Source organism: Pseudomonas sp. F007, assembly GCF_057814275.1.
Genome location: NZ_JBVATA010000004.1, coordinates 68432 through 88176, shown reverse-complemented (window position 1 = coordinate 88176; position 19745 = coordinate 68432). Strand labels below are relative to the sequence as shown.

Genomic DNA, 19745 nt, shown 5'->3' with positions numbered 1-19745 from the left:
AGCGTGAAAGGCCTGTGTAGCCCGTTCACCTTCACCTCCCGTTTCCACGGCCCGCCCAGGGCCCGAATGCGCTCTGCCTGATCACTCGGCGAGCCACGCGTTTTCCGCGAATTCCAGGTGCGTAGCCCGGGGAATGGCCTTGCCTTTCCCCCCGTCTGATGTCGCCCAAAAAATCGCGTCAGCCAGCACCTGAGTGCGCGATGGCCTCGGTCGTCCCGTGCCCGTCCCCAGATTGATCGAGGAACCCGAAATGGCCAATTTCAACAAGTCGGACCTGGAATTCATCCTCAAGCAAATCTTCATCGCCGAGGCCCACGCCAATGGCAGCAGCCTCGCTGATTTGCTGCCCAACAGCCAGGTGCCGTTCGGCCTGCGCACGGTCGATGGCAGCTTCAACAACCTGGTGGCCGGGCAAAGCGAATACGGCGCGGCGGACAACTCGTTCCTGCGCCTGCTCGATGCCCAATATCGAGCGGCCTATGCCGCGGCGGGCAATGTGACCGACGGGCAGCCGCGGATCATCAGCAACCTGATTTCCGACCAGACCGCCAACAACCCGGCCGCCGTGGCGGCCAATGGCGGGGCCGCCCCCGTGCTCAGCCCCGGACCGGACGGGGTATTTGGCACGGGCGATGAAAAGCCGGTGTACTTCATTCCCAACACCTCAGCAGACGCCGGCCTGACCGCCAGTTTCAACGCCTGGATGACCTTCTTCGGGCAGTTCTTCGACCACGGTCTTGACCTGGTCACCAAGAGCAGCACGGATGTGGTGTTTATTCCGCTGCAGGCGGACGATCCCTTGTTTGTCCCGGGCGGGCCGAACTTCATGATCCTGCCGCGCGCCGTGCAGAGTGCAGGCGCGGACGGAGTCCTCGGCACCGCCGACGATTCCCAACCCAACACCACCTCGCCCTTCGTCGACCAAAGCCAGACCTACAGCTCGCACCCCTCGCACCAGGTGTTCCTGCGTGAATATGCGCTCAACGCCGACGGTGACCCGGTCGCCACCGGGCGCCTGCTCACCAACCGCAACCTGGGTGGCGATGGTGTGTTCGGCACCGGCGATGACAGCGGCAGCGAGAGCGGTGGCATGGCCACCTGGAAAGTGGTCAAGGCCCAGGCCCGGGACATCCTCGGCATCGACCTGACCGACGCCGACGTGCACAACGTGCCGCTGCTGGCCACTGACGCCTATGGCAATTTCATTCGCGGCCCCAGTGGCATGCCGCAGGTGGTGATGCGCACCGGTATCGGTGACGAAACCATTTTGATCGAAGGCAACCGCGCTGCGCCCATCAGCCTGGCCAACGCGGTCAGCGCCGGGCACGGTTTCCTCGACGACATCGCACGCAATGCTGCGCCTGTGGTGGTCGGCGGGGTACTGCAGGCGGACGCTGACACCGATGTCGGCAATGCACAGCCGCCGGGCACGGGGGGCAACAACCTCACCTACGACAACGAACTGCTCGACGCCCACTACATTGCCGGCGACGGTCGGGTCAACGAGAACATCGGCCTGACGGCGGTGCACCATGTGTTCCACTCCGAGCACAACCGCCTGATCCAGCAAACCAAGGAAACCCTGCTGGCCGCCGGCGACCTGGCGTTCCTCAATCAGTGGCTGGCGGTCGACGTCGTGACCTTCCCGACTTCACCGGCCGACATCGCCGCCCTGGTATGGGACGGCGAACGGCTGTTCCAGGCCGCCAAATTCGGTACCGAGATGCAGTATCAGCACCTGGTGTTCGAAGAATTCGCGCGGACCATCCAGCCGCAGATCGACGAGTTTCTCGCGCCCAACGGTTACGACACCTCGATCAACCCGGCGATCCTCGCCGAGTTCGCCCACGTGGTGTACCGCTTCGGCCACTCGATGCTGACCGAGACGGTCGATCGCTTCGACCCCGCGTTCAATCCGCTGCTCACCTCCGGCTCGCAAATGGGCCTGATCGCCGCGTTCCTCAACCCACTGGCGTTCGCCAGCAGCGGGGCGGACGCCGATGCCGCGGCAGGGGCGATCATTCGCGGGGTCACGCGCCAGGTCGGCAACGAGATCGACGAGTTTGTCACCGAAGCCCTGCGCAACAACCTGCTGGGCTTGCCCCTCGACCTGCCGGCGCTGAACCTGGCGCGCGGTCGCGACACCGGCATCCCGACCTTGAACGAAGCCCGTCGGGAAATGTACGCCGCCACCGGCGACAGCCAACTGACGCCCTACATCAGTTGGGTCGACCTGGCCGACCACCTCAAACATCCCGAATCGCTGGTCAACTTCATCGCCGCGTTCGGCACCCACGCCGCGTTGCTCGCGGCCGATGTCGATACCCTGGTGGAAATGCGCGCGGTGGCCTCGGCCCTGGTGTTTGGCGGCAGCGCGCTGATCAATGCCGGTACGGCCAACGAGCGAACCTTTACTGCCGATCCTACCGATCGCCTGGCATTCCTCAACAGCACCGGTATCTATGCCATGGTCAATGGCGTGACCACCACCGGCGTCGACGACATCGACTTCTGGATCGGTGGCCTCGCCGAGCAGAAAATGCCGTTTGGCGGCATGCTCGGCTCGACCTTCAACTTCGTCTTCGAAACCCAGATGGAAGCGCTGCAGAACGGCGACCGCTTCTACTACCTGTCGCGCACTGCAGGCCTGAACTTCGGCACAGAGTTGGAGAACAACTCGTTCGCCAAGCTGATCATGCTCAACAGCGACGTGACCCACCTGTCGAACACGGTGTTCCTGACCCCGACCTTCACCCTCGAAGTCAATCAGGCCAACCAGTTCACCAACCTCGGGCCGACCGGCAATGCCGACCCAACTGGCGGGATCATGATCAACGGCGTGGAAATCGTGCCGCTGGTGATCCGCGACAATCCCGACACCGTGGGCGCGGATGCCAACTACCTGCACTACACCGGTGAAGACCACGTGGTGCTCGGCGGCACAGCCGGCAACGACATCATCATTTCCGGTGACGGCGACGACACGGTCTACGGCGACGGCGGCAACGACCGGCTCGAAGGCGGCGCCGGCAACGACGCGGTGCTCGGCGGTGCGGGCGACGACATCATCACCGACTCGTTCGGCGACAACCGCCTGGAAGGCAACGCCGGCAACGACGTGATCATCGCCGGCAGCATGCTCGCCCTCGGCAACCTGATCCTCGGTGGCGATGGCCAGGACTTCATCGTCACCACTGAAGACATCACCACCACCTTCGGCGGCCAGGGTGATGACTTCATCCTCGGTGCCAAGACCAACCTGCCACCCACCGGCAACGAAGGCGATGACTGGATCGAGAAGGGCACCCAGGACGGTGCGCCGGGCGACAACTTTGCACCGCTGCTGACTGACGATGTGCTGGGCAACGACATCTTCGTCGGTGGCGGTGGCTTCGATGAAATGATCGGCGAGGGTGGCGACGACATCTTTGTCGGCAGCGATGCCCAGGACAAGATGGACGGCATGTCCGGCTTCGACTGGATCACCTATAAAAATGACCAGATCGGCGTCACCGTCGACCTGAGCCTGGCCGCGCTGGCGCAGCCCCATGGCAACGCGCCAAACCAGAACGCCGGGGTGTTCAACCCGGTCGGCGCCTCGCCGGCCTCGATCCTCGACCGCTTTGCCGAGGTCGAGGGTGTGTCCGGTTCGAAATTCGCCGACGTGATCAAGGGCGATGATATCGATGCCGTCACCATCCTCAACCACGGCGGTGCCACCGGCAGTGCGCTGACCAATGTCGATTTGATCAAGGGCCTGCGAGCGTTCCTCACTGAGGCAGGCTTGCCGACCACCGGGTTTGCCACTGGCAACATCCTCCTTGGTGGCGAAGGCAGCGACCTGATCGAGGGCCGTGGCGGCGATGACCTGATCGATGGCGACAAATGGCTCAACGTCAGGATCGCCGTGTACAACGTGGGTGATACCGCGCACACCGGTCCGGAAATCGCCAGTTTCACCAGCATGGTCGACATGATTCCGTTCATGCTCAATGGCACCTACAACCCGGGGCAGCTCAAGGCTGTGCGGGAAATCCTGTCCAGCCCGGCGACGGGCGGGGCGGCCTACGATACGGCGATCTACTCGGGTGTCCAGGACGAATACACCTTTGTGCAGAACACCCGCGGCACGGCCGATACCTCCGATGACGTGTGGACCGTGGTCGACAGTGTCGCTGGGCGCGATGGCACCGATACCCTGCTGCATATCGAACGCCTGCAGTTTGCCGACAGTCAGAAAATCCTCGCCGAGGGCAATCTGCTGCCGGATGGCAGCCCGACCATCGCCGATAACAACGGCGGGCCGATCACCGTCGGCGACATGCTGACGGTCAGCGTCGCCGGAGTGACCGATGGCAACAACGTCAGCGCCACCAACCCGCTGGGTAACCTGAACAACTCGTCGGTGTCCTACTACTGGCAGTTCGAGGCCACTCCCGGCAGCGGCGTGTTCGAGGACATCATCCTGTTGCCAGCCGGTGACCTGGCGTTCCAAAGTGCCGACGGCACCTCGTTCAAGGTCTCGCCAGACCTGGCCGGGTTGTCGCTGCGGGTCAAGGCGATCTACCAGGATGGCCATGGCACCACGGAAATCCTCTTCTCCGAACCGACCGGCGTGGTTGCTCCCGGCGCACCGGTGGCACCTGTGACACAGCCCGTCGTGCCCGACGCCACCGCCGGTGGTGAAGGCCTGCACATGGTGCGTTCCGACCTCAACTTCATCCTCGCGCAGATCAAGATTGCCGAGGCCGAGGCTTCCGGCCAGAACATCCTCTCGCTGATCCCGAACATCCGCGCGCCACTCGGATTGCGTGCGGTCGACGGCTCCAACAACAATCTGTTGAACCTCAACGGCAACGACAACACCCATTTCGGCTCGGCCGACCAGGTGTTCCCGCGGATCAGCGATCCGGTGTTCAACCCGGCGGAGGCCGGCACCACTTATGCCTCCAGTGGCGATGTTCTCGACTCGCAGCCACGCACCATCAGCAACCTGATCGTCGACCAGACCTCGAAAAACCCGGCGGCCTATGCCGCGGCCTACAACCCGGGTACAAACGGGGCGCTCGAGTTCGGCGCTGCGGGAAGTGACGACGTGCTCAAGGATGGCGTGCGCATCGTTGCCAGCCCTGGCCTGGACGGCAAGTTCGGAACGCCGGACGATCGCGACGTCTACCTGTTCGAAAACACCGCACCTGACGCCGGGTTGTCGGCACCGTTCAATGCCTGGATGACCTTCTTCGGGCAGTTCTTCGACCACGGGCTGGACCTGGTCACCAAGGGCGGCTCGGGCACAGTGTTCATTCCACTGAAGCCGGATGATCCACTCTACGTCACGGGCAGCCCGACCAACTTCATGGTCCTGACCCGCGCCACCAACCTGCCGGGCCCAGATGGTGTAGTCGGCACCGCCGATGACATTCACGAGCACACCAACACCACGACACCTTTTGTCGATCAGAACCAGACCTACAGCTCCCATCCGGCGCACCAGGTGTTCCTGCGCGCTTATGTGATGACCGATGGCGGCCCGATCGCCACCGGCGAGTTGATCACCAACCGCGACCTGGGGGCCGACGGCAAGTTCGGTACTGGCGACGATACGCCAATCGGCGGCATGGCCACCTGGAAAGTGGTCAAGGCCCAGGCCCGTGACATCCTTGGCATCAACCTCACCGACGCCGATATCGACAGCGGTCCGCTGCTGGCGACCGACGCCTATGGCAACTTCCTCAAGGGGCCGAACGGCTTCCCGCAAGTGGTGATGCACGTCAACAACGGCGAGGACGGCATTGCCGGCACCAGCGATGACGTCACCGAGCTGGTGGAAGGTGATCCGGAGGCACCGATCAGCCTGGTCAACGCCGTACGCACCGGCCATGCGTTCCTCAATGACATCGCCCATAACGCCGTACCGGTGGTGATTGGCGGGCAACTGGCGCCGGATGGTGACGAGTTGGTTGGCAATTCACAGCCCACCGATCAGCTCGGCAATAACCAGAGCTACGACAACGAACTGCTCGACGCCCACTACATCGCCGGCGACGGCCGGGTCAACGAGAACATCGGCCTGACCGCGGTGCATGCGATCTTCCACGCCGAGCACAACCGGCTGGTGGCGCAGACCAAGGACACCTTGCTCGATTCGACCGACGTGGCCTTCCTCAACGAATGGCTGCTGGTCGATGTGGCCGCCGTACCGACGGATGCCGCCGGCATTGCAGCCCTGGTGTGGGATGGCGAGCGGCTGTTCCAGGCCGCCAAGTTCGGTACGGAAATGCAGTACCAGCACCTGGTGTTCGAGGAATTCGCGCGGACCATCCAGCCACGGGTGGACCTGTTCTTCGCCCCGACCCAGGTCTACGACGTCGACCTCGACCCCTCGATCGTCGCCGAGTTCGCCCACACCGTGTACCGGTTTGGCCACTCGATGCTGACCGAAACCGTCGACCGCTTCGACGCCAACTACAACGTCATCAGCGACGGCAGCAATCCGAATCAGCAACTGGGCCTGATCGCGGCGTTCCTAAACCCATTGGCGTATGCCGCCAGCGGGGTGACGCCAGAAGACGCAACCAGTGCCATCGTGCGCGGTGTGACGCGCCAGGCCGGTAACGAAATCGACGAGTTCGTCACCGAGGCGCTGCGCAACAACCTGCTGGGCCTGCCGCTCGACCTGCCGGCGATCAACATCGCCCGTGGCCGCGATGTGGGCATTCCGTCCCTCAACGCGATCCGCCGCGACATCTTCAGCCAGACCGGCGACACCCAACTCAAGCCTTACAGCAGCTGGGTCGACCTGGTGCAGCACCTCAAGCATCCAGAGTCGTTGATCAACTTCATCGCGGCCTATGGCGTCCACGACACCATCACCGCGGCGACCACCCTGGCCGGCAAACGTGCTGCCGCCATGGCACTGGTACTCGGTGGAGTGGGAGCACCGGAAGACCGCCTGGACTTCCTCAACAGCACCGGGGACTACGCCAACATCACCGTCAATGGCAAGACGGGCGTGACGATCACCGGCGTCGATGCCATCGACCTGTGGATCGGCGGCCTGGCCGAAGCGATCACGCCGTTTGGCGGCATGCTCGGCTCGACCTTCAACTTCGTGTTCGAGAACCAGATGGAGAAACTCCAGGACGCCGACCGCTTCTACTACCTGGAGCGCACCTCCGGGCTGTCGATGAACGCCGAACTGGAAAGCAACTCGTTCGCCAAGCTGATCATGGCCAACACCTCGGCCACCCACTTGCCGGGCCTGGTGTTCTCCGACCCTGGGTTCTACCTCGAAGTCGATCAGTCCAAGCAGTACAACGCTGGCCTGGGCAGCGCCGATCCGGATGGCGTATCGCGCGACAACCCGCTGACCGTTGGTCCGGACAGCAACTACATCCGTTACTCGGGTGACGAGCACATCGTGCTCGGCGGCAGCAACGGCAACGATATCCTGATCGCCAGTGAGGGCGACGACACCGTCTGGGGCGATGGCGGCAACGATCGCATCGAGGGGGGCGACGGCAACGACCAACTGCGTGGCGGCACCGGCGACGACATCATCACCGACACCGGCGGCGACGATAACATCCAGGGCGGCGACGGCAACGACGTGCTGCACGGCGGTAATGGGGTCAACCTGATCATTGGCGGGTTCGGCAACGACTTCATCGTCACCGGTGAAGACGCCTCCGAAGCCATCGGCGGCCAGGGCAATGACTTCATCCTCGGCAGCAAGGCCAACGAACAGGACATGGGCAACGAAGGCGACGACTGGATCGAGAAGGGCACCTCGGACGGTGCGCCTGGCGACAACTTCGATCCGCTGGGCAACGACCCGATCATCGGCAACGACGTGTTCATCGGCGGCAACGAGAACGACAAGTTCAACGGTGAAGGCGGCGACGACATCATGGTTGGCAGCCTCGGCATGGGCGACCGCTACATCGGCGGCTCCGGCTATGACTGGGCAACCTTCAAGGACCTGGCCCAGGGCGTCAGCATCGATTACACCGACCGCTTCTTCGACGTACCACCGGTCCCCGGTTCAGGCGCCTCGGCGCTGGTGCGCTTCGACATCATGGAAGGCCTGTCGGGTTCGGCCCACGGTGACTTCCTGCGCGGCGACAACGAGGATGCGACCTCGCTGCCGACCGCCGGGGCCACCGGCAGCGTGTTGACCAACATCAGCCTGATCAATGGCCTGGCCGGCCTGTTGTCAGCGGGGGCGACCTCGTTCGACGGTGGCAACATCATCCTCGGTGGCAGCGGCAGCGACCTGATCGAAGGGCGCGGCGGTGACGACATCATCGACGGTGACAAGTGGCTGAACGTGCGCATCAGCGTGCGCGCCAACAACGACGGCACCGGCCCGGAAATCGCCTCGTTCAACAGCATGGAGCCGATGGTGCCGTTCATGTTGAACGGCACCTACAACCCCGGCCAGCTGGTGATCGTGCGCGAAATCCTCACTGGCACTGATGCCTACGACACCGCGCTGTTCTCCGGCAACGCCGCGGAATACAGCGTCGAAGTGCAGGGCAACACGGTCATCGTCACTGACCTGGTGGTCGGCCGCGATGGCGTTGATCGCCTGACCGGCATCGAGCGCCTGCAGTTCGCTGATCAGGCCCAGGCCAGTGGTGTTGGCACGGCCCTGAACAACGGCCCGGCCGGGCATCTGGCGATCCTCGATGATGCCAGCGGCCTGCGTGACGATACGCCGGTGGCCGGGCAACTGCTGCGGGTCAGCGCCCAGGCGGTGCTGGACGCGGACAACGTGTCGGCGACCAATGCCAACGGTGCGGTGAACGGTCCGGTGGCTTACTACTGGCAGGTGGAAACCATCGCCGGGTCCGGGGTCTATGAAGACATCACCTTTGTCGCTGCGGGCGAGGCCTCGCGGGCAACCGGCACTACCTACCGGGTGACGGACGATGTGGCGGGCTCGAACATCCGCGTGCGGGCGGTGTATCAGGATGCCAAGGGCACCCTGGAAATCGTCGACTCGTCGGCCAACAGCACGCCGACCGCAGGGCCGACCGTCAATGGTCTGCTGGTGCAGAACCAGGTGCTGACCGCTGACCCATCGAGCATCGTCGATCCCGATGGCATCAGTAATCCGCAGTTCACCTACCAGTGGCAGGCCACCAACGGGGTGCAGTTCGTCAACATCCCGGGCGCCACCAACAGCACCTTCACCCTGGGCCAGGCCCAGGTCGGTAATCAGGTGCGGGTGGTGGTCAGTTACGTCGATGCCTTCGGCGTGACTGAAAGCATCGCCTCCGACCCGTCCGATCCGGTCGAGAACGTCAACGATGCACCGACCGGTGCCTTGCTGATCAGCGACACCACGCCGGATCAGGGCCAGGTGCTGACTGCCCTGACCGGGGCGATCGCCGACGTCGATGGCCTGGGCACCTTCAGCTATCAATGGCAGCAGGGCACTGGCGCGTCTTTCACCGACATCAATGGTGCGACCGCGCAGACCTTCGTCCCCGGCATCAACCAGGGCAACCTGCAGTTGCGGGTGATCGTGCGCTACACCGATGCCTTCGGCACCCTGGAAACCGTCACCTCGGCGGCCACCGCGGCCGTCACCGTGCCGGCCGGCCTGGTATTGACGGGCAACGCCCTGGCCAACACCCTCACCGGTGGCCTGGGCAACGATGTGCTGTCGGGGCTGGGTGGCAACGACATACTCAATGGCCTGGCGGGTAACGACGTGCTCAACGGCGGCATCGGCAACGATGTGCTCAATGGCGGTGACGACAACGACACGCTCATAGGGGATGCCGGCAACGACATCCTCAATGGCGGGCTCGGCGTGGATGTCATGACCGGTGGTGCCGGCAATGACACCTACGTGGTCGACAACGTGGGTGACAGCGTGATCGAGGCGGCGGGTGGCGGGACCGACCTGGTGCAAACCAGCCTGACTGCCTACCTGCTCGGCGCCAACGTTGAAAACCTGACCTACATCGGTGCGGGCAACTTCACCGGGACCGGCAACAACCTGGCCAACACCATCACCGGCGGTGCCGGCAACGATCTGCTCAATGGCGGCACCGGTGCCGACCGTTTGATCGGGCTGGGCGGCAACGACACCTACGTGGTCGATAACATCGGCGACGTGGTGGTCGAAGCGGCGAACGGCGGTACGGATACGGTGCAGACCTCGCTGGCCAACTACACCCTCGGCGGCAATATCGAGAACCTCAGCTACACCGGTGTCGGCGCGTTCAACGGCACCGGCAACGCCTTGAACAACGTCATCACCTCCGGAGCCGGTAATGACACCCTCAATGGCGGCGGCGGCAACGACACCCTGACCGGCAACGGCGGCAACGACACGCTCAACGGTGACGTCGGCAACGACACGCTGTTGGGCGGCATCGGCAACGATACCCTCAATGGTGGCGCTGGTGATGACAGCCTGGACGGCGGTGACGGGATCGACCTATTGAACGGCGGTGCCGGCAACGACACCCTGCTCGGCGGGCTGGGCAACGACAACCTCGATGGCGGTATCGGCAACGATCTGCTGCAGGGGGGCGATGGCAACGACATCATGCAGGGCGGGGTCGGCAACGACACTTTGCTTGGCGGTATCGGCAACGACACGATCGATGGGGGTGCCGGCAACGACATCGTCACCGGCGGTGCCGGCAACGATACGATGGATGCCGGCATCGGCAACGATACCTTCCTGTTCGGCGCGGGCTTCGGGGTTGACCGGATTCTCAACTTCGACGCCAACGCGGCAGGCGGCCAGGACCGTATCGACATCACCGCCCTCAACATCACCGCGGCGAACTTTGCCGCCAGCGTGGTCGTCACCGATGTCGGTGCCGACACCCTGGTCAGCATCGGAGCGACGGACTCGATTCGCCTGGTCGGGGTGGCCAACGCAGGGACAGTGACGGCTGCGGACTTTATCCTGGCAACGTAAGGGACAGGGCAGGGATGCCTTAACTGTGGGAGCCGCCCGGGCTGCGTTCCGTTGCTGGCGATGAAGTTGATGCGGTGTTGCTGAAGGCCTCATCGCTAGCAGGCTAGCTCCTACAGGTTTGCGGTGACCGCAGATTTTGTGAACGACCACAAACACTGTAGGAGCCGGCTTGCCGGCGAAGGCGGCGGACCTGATGAACCGCATTGTTTCGTTCGCTGGCAAGCCAGCTCCTACAGGTTTCACGGTGACCGCAGATGTGGTGATCGGCCGCGGATTCTGTGGGGCCAGCCTGCTGGCGATGAAGTTGATGCGGTGTTGCTGAAGGCCTCATCGCTAGCAGGCTAGCTCCTACAGGTTTTGCGGTGACCGCAGATTTTGTGAACGACCACAAACACTGTAGGAGCCGGCTTGCCGGCGAAGGCGGCGGACCTGATGAACCGCATTGTTTCGTTCGCTGGCAAGCCAGCTCCTACAGGTTTCATGGTGACCGCAAATTTTGTGATCGGCCGCTGATTCTGTAGGAGCGAGCCTGCTCGCGAAAAACGCCCAGGCACCGGGTTCATTCTGGATGAGCGCGGTGGCGTCGAGTTCTTCGCTGGCAAGCCAGCTCCTACAGGTTTCACGGTGACCGCAGATTTTGTGATCGGCCGCTGACTCTGTAGGAGCGAGCTTGCTCGCGAAAAACGCCCAGGCACCGGGTTCATTCTGGATGAACGCGTTGGCGCTGGGTTCTTCGCTGGCAAGCCAGCTCCTACAGGAAATGGATGCGATTTATCCTGCCTCAATAAACCTGCGGCACGATGATTTCCGGTGGGGTCGGGTTGCGCGAATAGTCTTCCTGGCGCAGGCGCTCCGGCAATTCAATGCTGGCCTGTTCAACTTCTTCATAGGGCATCTGCGCCAGCAGGTGGCTGATGCAGTTGAGTCGGGCCTTTTTCTTGTCGTCGGCCTGCACCACCCACCACGGCGCTTCGCTGATGTGGGTGCGCTCGAGCATGATTTCCTTGGCCTTGGTATAGGCCTCCCAGCGCCGCCGCGATTCCAGGTCCATCGGGCTCAGCTTCCATTGCTTGAGCGGGTCGTGAATCCGGCTGAGAAAGCGCAGGTGCTGTTCCTGATCGGAAATCGAGAACCAGTACTTGATCAACTGAATGCCGGAGCGCGCGAGCATCCGCTCGAATTCCGGCACGGTGCGAAAGAATTCTTCGTACTGTTCCTCGTTGCAGAACCCCATCACTTGCTCGACACCGGCGCGGTTGTACCAGCTGCGGTCAAACAGCACGATCTCGCCGGCGGCCGGCAGGTGCGAAACATAACGCTGGAAGTACCACTGGCTGCGCTCACGGTCGCTCGGCGCGGGCAGGGCGGCGACCCGGCAGACCCTTGGGTTGAGGCGCTGGGTGATGCGCTTGATCACGCCACCTTTACCGGCGGCATCGCGGCCTTCGAACAGGATCACCACCTTGTGCCCGGTCTTCACCACCCAGCTCTGCAACTTCACCAACTCGCCCTGCAAACGAAACAACTCGCTGAAATACCGACGGCGCTCGGCCCTGGCCGGTGAATCGTCGAGGTGACCTTCGAACAGCGAAGCCAGGTCGTGATCGTCCTCCAGCAACTCCAGCTCCAGCTCTTCGTCACTGTGATCGAGCAACTCGCGGTGAATGCGTTGCATCAGGGTGTCGTTGGTTAACAGCATGTTCAAAGCTCCCGACCCAGTTGAAAGCCTCGATGCTAGCCCCGCGACTGTGACGTTCTGGTGACGAAGCGTCTGTCAGAAAAATTCCCAATGTCATCCTGATGTCATCTACCCCGTGCAGGATCGCCAAAACCGATTTTTTGCCCTCGGCGGATGAAGTTGCCAGGAGTTCCCCACGTGAAAGAAGACGCATCGCTATTCGCCGCTATCGATCTGGGCTCCAATGCGTTTCGCCTGATGATTGGCCAGTCGGTCAAACGCAACCAGCGCCTGATGATCCAGGAAGTCAAAACGCTGCGTGAGCCGGTGCGCCTGGCAGAAGGACTGCAGGCCGGTGCCCTCGACGAAATGGCCCTGGATCGTGGTTGGCAGGCGCTCGCCCGGTTCGGCAAGAAGCTGCGCGGATTCGAGGCCGGGCGAGTGCGCGCGGTGGCTACCAGTGCCGTGCGCGAAGCCAGCAATGCGCGGCTGTTTCTTGCCGACGCCGAGCGTCATCTGGGGTTTGCGATTGACGTCATCTCCGGGCAGGAGGAGGCGTACCTGGTGTATGCCGGGGTGGCGCACCGCACGCCGGGCTCCGAGTGCCGCAGGCTGGTGGTGGACATCGGCGGCGGCTCCACCGAATTGATCCTCGGCCGTGGCGATCAGCCCCTGGTCACCGAGAGCATTGCCATTGGCAGCGGCACCTTCGGAGCACGGTATTTCCAGGGCGGTGCTATCAGCGCTGAAGCCTTGCTCGAAGCCGAGCGTGTCGCCACCCTGGAGTTCGAACGGATTGCCGGTCGCTATCGGACACTGGGCTGGAACCAGGCCATAGGCTCCTCGGGCACCGCGCGGATGCTGGCCAAGGTCCTCAAGGCCAACGGCTTGAACGACGGCGGTAAAGGCGGCATGACCTATGTCGGCCTGCTGCGCCTGTTGTTGCGCCTGCTCGAGGCGGGCCATGTCAGTCAGCTCAGGCTTGCCGGGCTGCCGGACCATCGCCTGAGTATCCTGCCAGGCGGACTGACCCTGATGCTGGCCGCGTTCAAGGTGTTCGGCGTCTCGCACATGGCCGCGTCGGAGCCGGGTCTGCGCTTTGGCGTGTTGCATGGGTTGATGAGCAATCGCTGATCAACGCCCGCAATCACCGGCCCATGAGCAATCCGGAAAAACTGCTAACGTAAAGTGACCAAACATCAAAAGGATGGCCGCCATGCGTTACACCCTGTTCGACAATCAGAGAGACGTCATCATCCTGCTCGCGCGGATTTTGTTGATGATCCTGTTCATCATGTCCGGCTGGAGCAAAATGACCGGTTTCGAGGGGACGGTGGGCTACATGGCGTCACTCGGCGCGCCAATGCCACCGGTGGCGGCAGCGATTGCGGTGATCATGGAGTTTTTCGTGGCGATCCTGCTGGTGCTGGGTTTCTACACCCGGCCACTGGCGTTCCTGATGGCCTTGTTCGTCCTCGGCACCGCGCTGCTCGGGCATAGCTTCTGGACCATGGAAGACGCCCAGCGCGCCGCCAACACCACGCAATTCTTCAAGAACCTGAGCATTGTCGGCGGTATGCTGCTGTTGAGTGTCACCGGTGCCGGACGCTTCTCGGTGGATGGCCGCTGAGCGAGGGGTGAAACCTGGGCGTGCCGGCATTGAAGCCGGCACGCCTCATGTTCAATTGAGTTGCTCTGAATTCAATCGGGTACACACATTCAACGCTTCTTCGCGATTCTCGTAGACGTGCTGCTGGCTGGGCGCCGTTTCATCCATACCGTCCACCACCCGATAACGCCACATCCCTGTTGGCTGGCCCTGAGCGTTGAGCACGTTGGTATCGACCATCTTGAATCTGGCTTGCATGGGGCAGCTCCAGTAGTTCGGTGAAGCGTCACCAATACAGGCATATTGCCATTATTTCAAGTGGCTCTCGGCCGCTTGCCGAGTTTTTCCGATAACTTGACCGAAATCAACTGGATAAGTGGATCTGGCGGGTACGCTGCAAGGGCAGTTGGCGAACCCTTTGCGCCACCAGAGCGAAAATCCCATGCTCTATCCACTGTTGTTGACCCTGCATCTGTTCGCCGCGCTGGTGTTCATCGGCACGGTGTTCTTCGAGGTGCTGTTTCTCGAATCCATCCGCAAGCAGTTGCCGGCCAAGGTCATGCTGCTGGTCGAACAGGGTATCGGCCGCCGCGCCCGGACCTTGATGCCCTGGGTATTGCTGGTGTTGTTCGGGGCGGGGCTGGGGATGGTCTGGCTGCGTTACCTGCCGATCCTCGGCGCGCCACTGGCCAGCTCGTTCGGCACCTTGCTGCTGCTCAAGATCGTCCTCGCCTGCAGCGTGCTCCTGCACTTTCTCGGCGCCATGCTGTTGTTCAGGACCGAGCGCATGACCGCCCGCTACTCGCAGTTCATCCACACCAGCCTGTTCTGCCACATGGTCGCGATCGTGCTGTTGGCCAAGGGCATGTTTTACCTGAGCTGGTGAGCGCCGGTGGTCAGTCAGGCCAGCAGCACTTGCACCGCGCTTGATGCAAATCAAGGAGCGATCGGCGTCAGGCCGCGACACTGTTGACCTGCAGCCAGTCGTGGAGACCCGTCATGCGCACCCTGTTTCATCTCCCTGATCAACCCAGCAGCCGTTGCGATCACGGCGTGCTCGACCTCGGCGGCCATGTCGACACGGCCCGGTTTCACGCGGGCATTGGCTCGCTGGATCTGTTGCGGGCGCTGCGGGTGAGCCGACAAAAATGCCGTCCGCTGGCGTTGAACGTGCAACTGCCGGCGCAATGGACGGGCGACCCGTACCTGCCGCGCCTGCTGCACGAGATCGACCTGGTGGCCTGTCACCTCGGGGCAGGGCGCCGAGTCGAACAGTTCCAGCTGGCTGGCGGCACCCCGGCGCAGGCCGATCTGCGCCGGCTGATGAATCGCCTGCGTCAGCGCTTCGCTTTCCTCGAACACGATTGCGGCGACTACAGCATCGAGGTCGACCTGCGCCACACCAACTGGTCGACCATGGGCGCCCTGCGTGACCTGGGCTTCAACCATGTCAGCATTGGCGTCCCCGACCTCGGTGGCGAGCGCGCAACAACCTTGGCCAACCACCAGAATCCGGCACCGATCCATTCGCTGATCGATGCCGCGCGCACCTTCGGTTTTCGCTCGGTCAACGTCGACCTGGGTTACGGTCACGCCTGGCAAACCCCCGAGAGTTTTGCGCTGAAACTGGCGAGCCTGCTCGAGCTGGAGCCGGACCGCCTGCTGGTGTTCGATTATGCCCGGCCGCCGCAGCGCTACCGCTCTGGTGCAGCGGATGTGCAAAGAGCGTTCTGCAACGAGCAGGACAAGGCCGCGATGCGGCGCCTCTGTTTCGAGCAACTGGCCGACGCCGGCTATCACTACCTGGGGCTCGGGCAGTTCGTGCGCCCCGACGACGACCTGGCGATCGCCCAGGAACGCGGGCGGCTGCGCCGCCATTGCGAGGGGTTCACCCGCCACGGCTACTGCGACAACATCGGCCTGGGCCTGGGCGCGATCAGCCAGATCGAGGACCTCTATGCGCAAAACACCGAGCAGTTGCCGCGCTACCAACAGCTGCTGGACATGGACCAGTTGCCCACCTGTCGCGGCTGGCGCTGCGAGGCCGGCAGCCAGATCAGCCACAGGGTCGTGGAGCGCCTGGCCTGTGACCTGGAACTGGATATCGCGGCACTCGAGGCGCGTTACGGCCTGGTGTTCCGTCAATACTTCTGCGATGCCTGGCCTATGCTGGAGCAATTGCACCGCAACGGCCTGATCGAATTGTCCGAGCGCTTCATCAGCATTCTCCCGGCCGGTCGGCCGCAACTGGATGCCATCTGCAACCTGTTTCAACAACCTGTGGGCGCTGCACAACCTGACTCGCACAGCGAGTGGATAAACCATGACCCGTTCATTTGATTTCAATCGCGCCCTGGTGCAGAAGTACGACCTGCCGGGGCCACGCTACACCTCCTACCCGACCGCACCGCAGTTTCACCAGGCCTTTGCGGTAGACGACTATCAGCAGGCCGCTGCCGCCAGCAACCGGGCAGCGATGCCCAAACCGCTGTCGCTGTACATCCACATCCCGTTCTGCAAGAGCCTGTGTTACTACTGCGCCTGCAACAAGATCATCACCCAGAAGACCCATCGCGCGGTCGAGTACCTGAGCTACCTCAAGCGCGAAATCGCCATGCAGGCGGCCTTGTTCGACCGCTCGCGAACCCTCACCCAGTTGCACCTGGGCGGCGGCACGCCGACCTACCTGACCGGCGAGCAACTGGCCGACCTGATGGACTGCCTGCACCAGGCCTTCGTCATGGACGACAGCGACAACCATGAGTTTTCCATCGAAGTCGACCCGCGCACCATCGACACGGAGCAGGTCCAGGCCCTGCGCGGCCTGGGCTTCAATCGCCTGAGCTTTGGCGTGCAGGACTTCGATGCAGATGTGCAGGCGGCGGTCAATCGGGTGCAAAGCGAGGAGCAGATTTATGCGCTGGTGGCGGCGGCGCGCGCGGCCCGGTTCAAGTCGGTCAGCGTCGACCTGATCTACGGCCTGCCGTTGCAGACCCAGGACAGTTTCGCCGTGACCCTGGACAAGATCATTGCCCTGCGCCCGGACCGCATCGCTGCCTACAGCTACGCGCACTTGCCGCAGATGGTCCGCGCGCAACGGCTGATCCGTCCGGCCGACATGCCACCGCCGGAGCGCAAGCTGCAGTTGCTGGAGCTGACCATCCGCCGCCTGACCGAGGCCGGTTACGTGTACATCGGCATGGACCACTTCGCCCTGCCAGACGACGAGCTGGCGCTGGCCCGGGCCAACGGCACCTTGCAGCGCAACTTCCAGGGCTATTCGACCCACGCCGACTGCGACCTGATCGGCCTCGGCGTGTCGTCCATCGGCAAGGTCGGCGACAGCTACAGCCAGAGCGTCAAGGAGCTTTCGCAGTACTACGCACGGCTCGACCAGGGCCTGTTGCCGGTGCACCGTGGCTATCGCCTGAGCGAGGACGACCAGCTGCGCCGCGAAGTGATCAGCGACCTGATGTGCCATGGCCGCATCGACTTCGGCAAATTCGAAGCGCGCTACGGCATCGACTTCAACCAGTATTTTGCCGAAGCGCTGGTGCAGTTGCGCGAGCATGTACAGGATCAATTACTGGAGATTCACCCGGACCGCTTACTGTTGTTGCCCGCCGGCTACCTGATGATGCGCAGCGTCGCCATGGCCTTCGACGCCTACCTGGGCGGCGAGCAGAAGGGCAATTTTTCGCGCACCGTTTGAGGCCTTGCAGGCAAGCTTGACCGCGATCAAGTTTGCCCGCGGTTCCGCTGGCAGGGACTCGCCAGGGTCCGTAGCGTGGTGGCCAAACCCGCTTCTGACCCCGGTGCCCGATGAACGCCAACGCGACCTGCGACCTCAAGACCGAACCCTTCTACCAAGCGCAAGACAACGAACAGGCGCTGTTCGAACAAGCCTGGCGCCACGGCATGCCGGTACTGATCAAAGGCCCCACCGGCTGTGGCAAGACCCGGTTTGTCCAGCACATGGCCCACCGCTTGAACCTGCCGCTGTACACCGTCGCCTGCCACGACGACTTGAGCGCTGCCGACCTGATCGGCCGCCATCTGATCGGCGCCCAGGGCACCTGGTGGCAGGACGGGCCGCTGACCCGGGCGGTGCGTGAGGGCGGTATCTGCTACCTCGACGAAGTGGTCGAGGCGCGCCAGGACACGGTGGTGGTCCTGCATCCATTGGCCGACGACCGCCGCGAACTGTTCCTCGAACGCACCGGTGAAGTGCTCAAGGCGCCGCCCACGTTCATGCTCGTGGTGTCGTACAACCCCGGCTACCAGAACCTGCTCAAGGGCATGAAACCCAGCACCCGCCAACGCTTCGTGGCCATGCGTTTCGGCTATCCGGCCGAGGTTGAAGAGGTGCGCATCGTCGCCCGCGAAGCCCAGGTCGACAGCGCGCTGGCGGCCCAGGTGGTCAAGCTCGGGCAGGCGCTGCGCCGGCTCGATCAGCATGACCTGGAAGAAGTCGCCTCGACCCGTCTGCTGATTTTCACCGCGCGCATGATCGGCTCCGGCATGAGCCCGCGCCAGGCCTGCATGGCCTGCCTGGCCGAGCCCTTGAGCGATGACCCGGTGACGGTCGCGGCGCTGATGGACGTGGTCGATGTCCACTTCGGCTGAGGCCGCCAGCCATGCCCGCCGGCAGCTGCCAGGCGATCTGGCGATGTGGCTGTTCATCCTCGCCGAACTGTCGGTGTTCGCCCTGCTGATCCTCGCGTTCGCCGTGACCCAGGCCCTCAAGCCGCAACTGTTTGCGCAGAGCCGGCTGCTGCTCGACACCTCCACCGGCCTGGCGCTGACCTTGAGCCTGCTCAGCGCCGGTGGCCTGGCCGCATTGGCGGTGCAGCAGGCCAGGCAATCACGACCGCGGCGTGCCGCCTGGCTGTTAGGGGCGGCGCTGCTGGTGGCCAGTGTCTATGTGCTGCTCAAGCTCGGCGAGTACCGGCATTTGCTGGCGGCGGGGCTGGGCCTGGAGCACAACACCTTCTTCACCCTGTACTGGATCCTCACCGGCTTTCACTTCGTCCACGTGCTGCTGGGCATGTTGATTCTCGGTTGGCTCGCGCTGCGTTGTGCGCGGGGTGCCTACGGTGCCGGTGATTGCAACGGGCTGGAGTCTGGCGTGCTGTATTGGCACATGGTCGATCTGGTCTGGGTGGTGCTGTTTCCGTTGGTCTACCTGCTCAATTGAAGTGAGGGCCCATGTCGGCTTCCAGGCTGTTGTTGTGCTGTTGGGCGGCGCTGGCCGTCTTGAGTATCGGCACTGTGTGGTTGGCCCGATTCGGGGCGAGCGCAGGGCTGTCCATGGCCATCCTGCTGGTAGCGCTGGGCAAGGCCTGGCTGATCAGCGACGGCTTCATGGAACTGCGTCGGGCGCCATGGTTGTGGCGTTGTTTGCTATTCGGCTGGCCGCTGGCGTTGCTGGGATCGGTGGCGTTGACCCTGATGCTGCTGCCTGGCAATACCTGAGCAAAACCATCTGCCTTTCTTGATCGCCATCAAGC

12 protein-coding genes are annotated in these 19745 nt (G+C 63.2%); 9 read left to right on the top strand and 3 right to left on the bottom strand.

Annotated features, from left to right (window positions below):
* Positions 1-250: 250 nt before the first annotated feature.
* Positions 251-10948, top strand: coding sequence for a peroxidase family protein (locus ACZYR5_RS10585; protein WP_489089901.1), 10698 nt, complete (start codon positions 251-253; stop codon positions 10946-10948).
* Between the two features lie 781 nt (positions 10949-11729).
* On the opposite strand, the gene ppk2 is transcribed toward ACZYR5_RS10585, so the two are convergent.
* Positions 11730-12647, bottom strand: coding sequence for a polyphosphate kinase 2 (ppk2, locus tag ACZYR5_RS10580; RefSeq protein ID WP_489089902.1), 918 nt, complete (start codon positions 12645-12647; stop codon positions 11730-11732).
* A gap of 177 nt (positions 12648-12824) precedes the next feature.
* Here ppk2 and ACZYR5_RS10575 point away from each other — a divergent pair, with 177 nt between their 5' ends.
* Together ACZYR5_RS10575 and ACZYR5_RS10570 are read left to right on the top strand one after the other, a co-directional pair.
* Positions 12825-13760, top strand: coding sequence for a Ppx/GppA phosphatase family protein (locus tag ACZYR5_RS10575; protein ID WP_489089903.1), 936 nt, complete (start codon positions 12825-12827; stop codon positions 13758-13760).
* Positions 13761-13842: 82 nt separating this feature from the next.
* Positions 13843-14256: a DoxX family protein gene (locus ACZYR5_RS10570; protein ID WP_489089904.1), complete on the top strand. Its 414-nt coding sequence runs from the start codon at positions 13843-13845 to the stop codon at positions 14254-14256.
* 51 nt (positions 14257-14307) lie between these two features.
* Here the strand turns inward: ACZYR5_RS10570 and ACZYR5_RS10565 are convergent, their stop codons facing one another.
* Complete coding sequence (locus ACZYR5_RS10565) at positions 14308-14493, bottom strand: hypothetical protein (RefSeq protein WP_489089905.1); 186 nt, start codon at positions 14491-14493, stop codon at positions 14308-14310.
* 184 nt (positions 14494-14677) lie between these two features.
* Here ACZYR5_RS10565 and ACZYR5_RS10560 point away from each other — a divergent pair, with 184 nt between their 5' ends.
* The 5 genes from ACZYR5_RS10560 to ACZYR5_RS10540 all read left to right on the top strand — a co-directional run bounded on the left by ACZYR5_RS10560 (position 14678) and on the right by ACZYR5_RS10540 (position 19432).
* On the top strand, positions 14678-15121 hold the full coding sequence (locus ACZYR5_RS10560) for a CopD family copper resistance protein (protein WP_489089906.1): 444 nt from the start codon (positions 14678-14680) through the stop codon (positions 15119-15121).
* A gap of 113 nt (positions 15122-15234) precedes the next feature.
* Positions 15235-16575 carry an oxygen-independent coproporphyrinogen III oxidase gene (locus ACZYR5_RS10555; protein ID WP_489089907.1) on the top strand — a complete coding sequence of 447 codons (1341 nt, stop codon included), beginning with the start codon at positions 15235-15237 and terminating at the stop codon, positions 16573-16575.
* The gene (gene hemN / locus ACZYR5_RS10550) at positions 16559-17947 is read left to right on the top strand and encodes an oxygen-independent coproporphyrinogen III oxidase (protein ID WP_489089908.1); all 1389 of its coding nucleotides are present in this window, start codon (positions 16559-16561) and stop codon (positions 17945-17947) included. The genes ACZYR5_RS10555 and hemN overlap by 17 nt, the downstream gene beginning before the upstream one ends.
* Before the next feature lie 110 nt (positions 17948-18057).
* Positions 18058-18861 carry a CbbQ/NirQ/NorQ/GpvN family protein gene (locus ACZYR5_RS10545; RefSeq protein ID WP_489089909.1) on the top strand — a complete coding sequence of 268 codons (804 nt, stop codon included), beginning with the start codon at positions 18058-18060 and terminating at the stop codon, positions 18859-18861.
* Positions 18845-19432 (top strand): cytochrome c oxidase subunit 3, encoded by a 588-nt coding sequence (locus ACZYR5_RS10540; RefSeq protein ID WP_489089910.1) that lies wholly within the window; start codon positions 18845-18847, stop codon positions 19430-19432. The genes ACZYR5_RS10545 and ACZYR5_RS10540 overlap by 17 nt, the downstream gene beginning before the upstream one ends.
* On the opposite strand, the gene ACZYR5_RS10535 is transcribed toward ACZYR5_RS10540, so the two are convergent.
* Positions 19425-19547 carry a hypothetical protein gene (locus tag ACZYR5_RS10535; RefSeq protein ID WP_489089980.1) on the bottom strand — a complete coding sequence of 41 codons (123 nt, stop codon included), beginning with the start codon at positions 19545-19547 and terminating at the stop codon, positions 19425-19427. The two genes, ACZYR5_RS10540 and ACZYR5_RS10535, sit on opposite strands and share 8 nt — an antisense overlap.
* Here ACZYR5_RS10535 and ACZYR5_RS10530 point away from each other — a divergent pair.
* Positions 19492-19710, top strand: coding sequence for a cytochrome C oxidase subunit IV family protein (locus ACZYR5_RS10530; protein ID WP_489089975.1), 219 nt, complete (start codon positions 19492-19494; stop codon positions 19708-19710). The genes ACZYR5_RS10535 and ACZYR5_RS10530 overlap by 56 nt on opposite strands.
* Positions 19711-19745 lie beyond the last annotated feature (35 nt).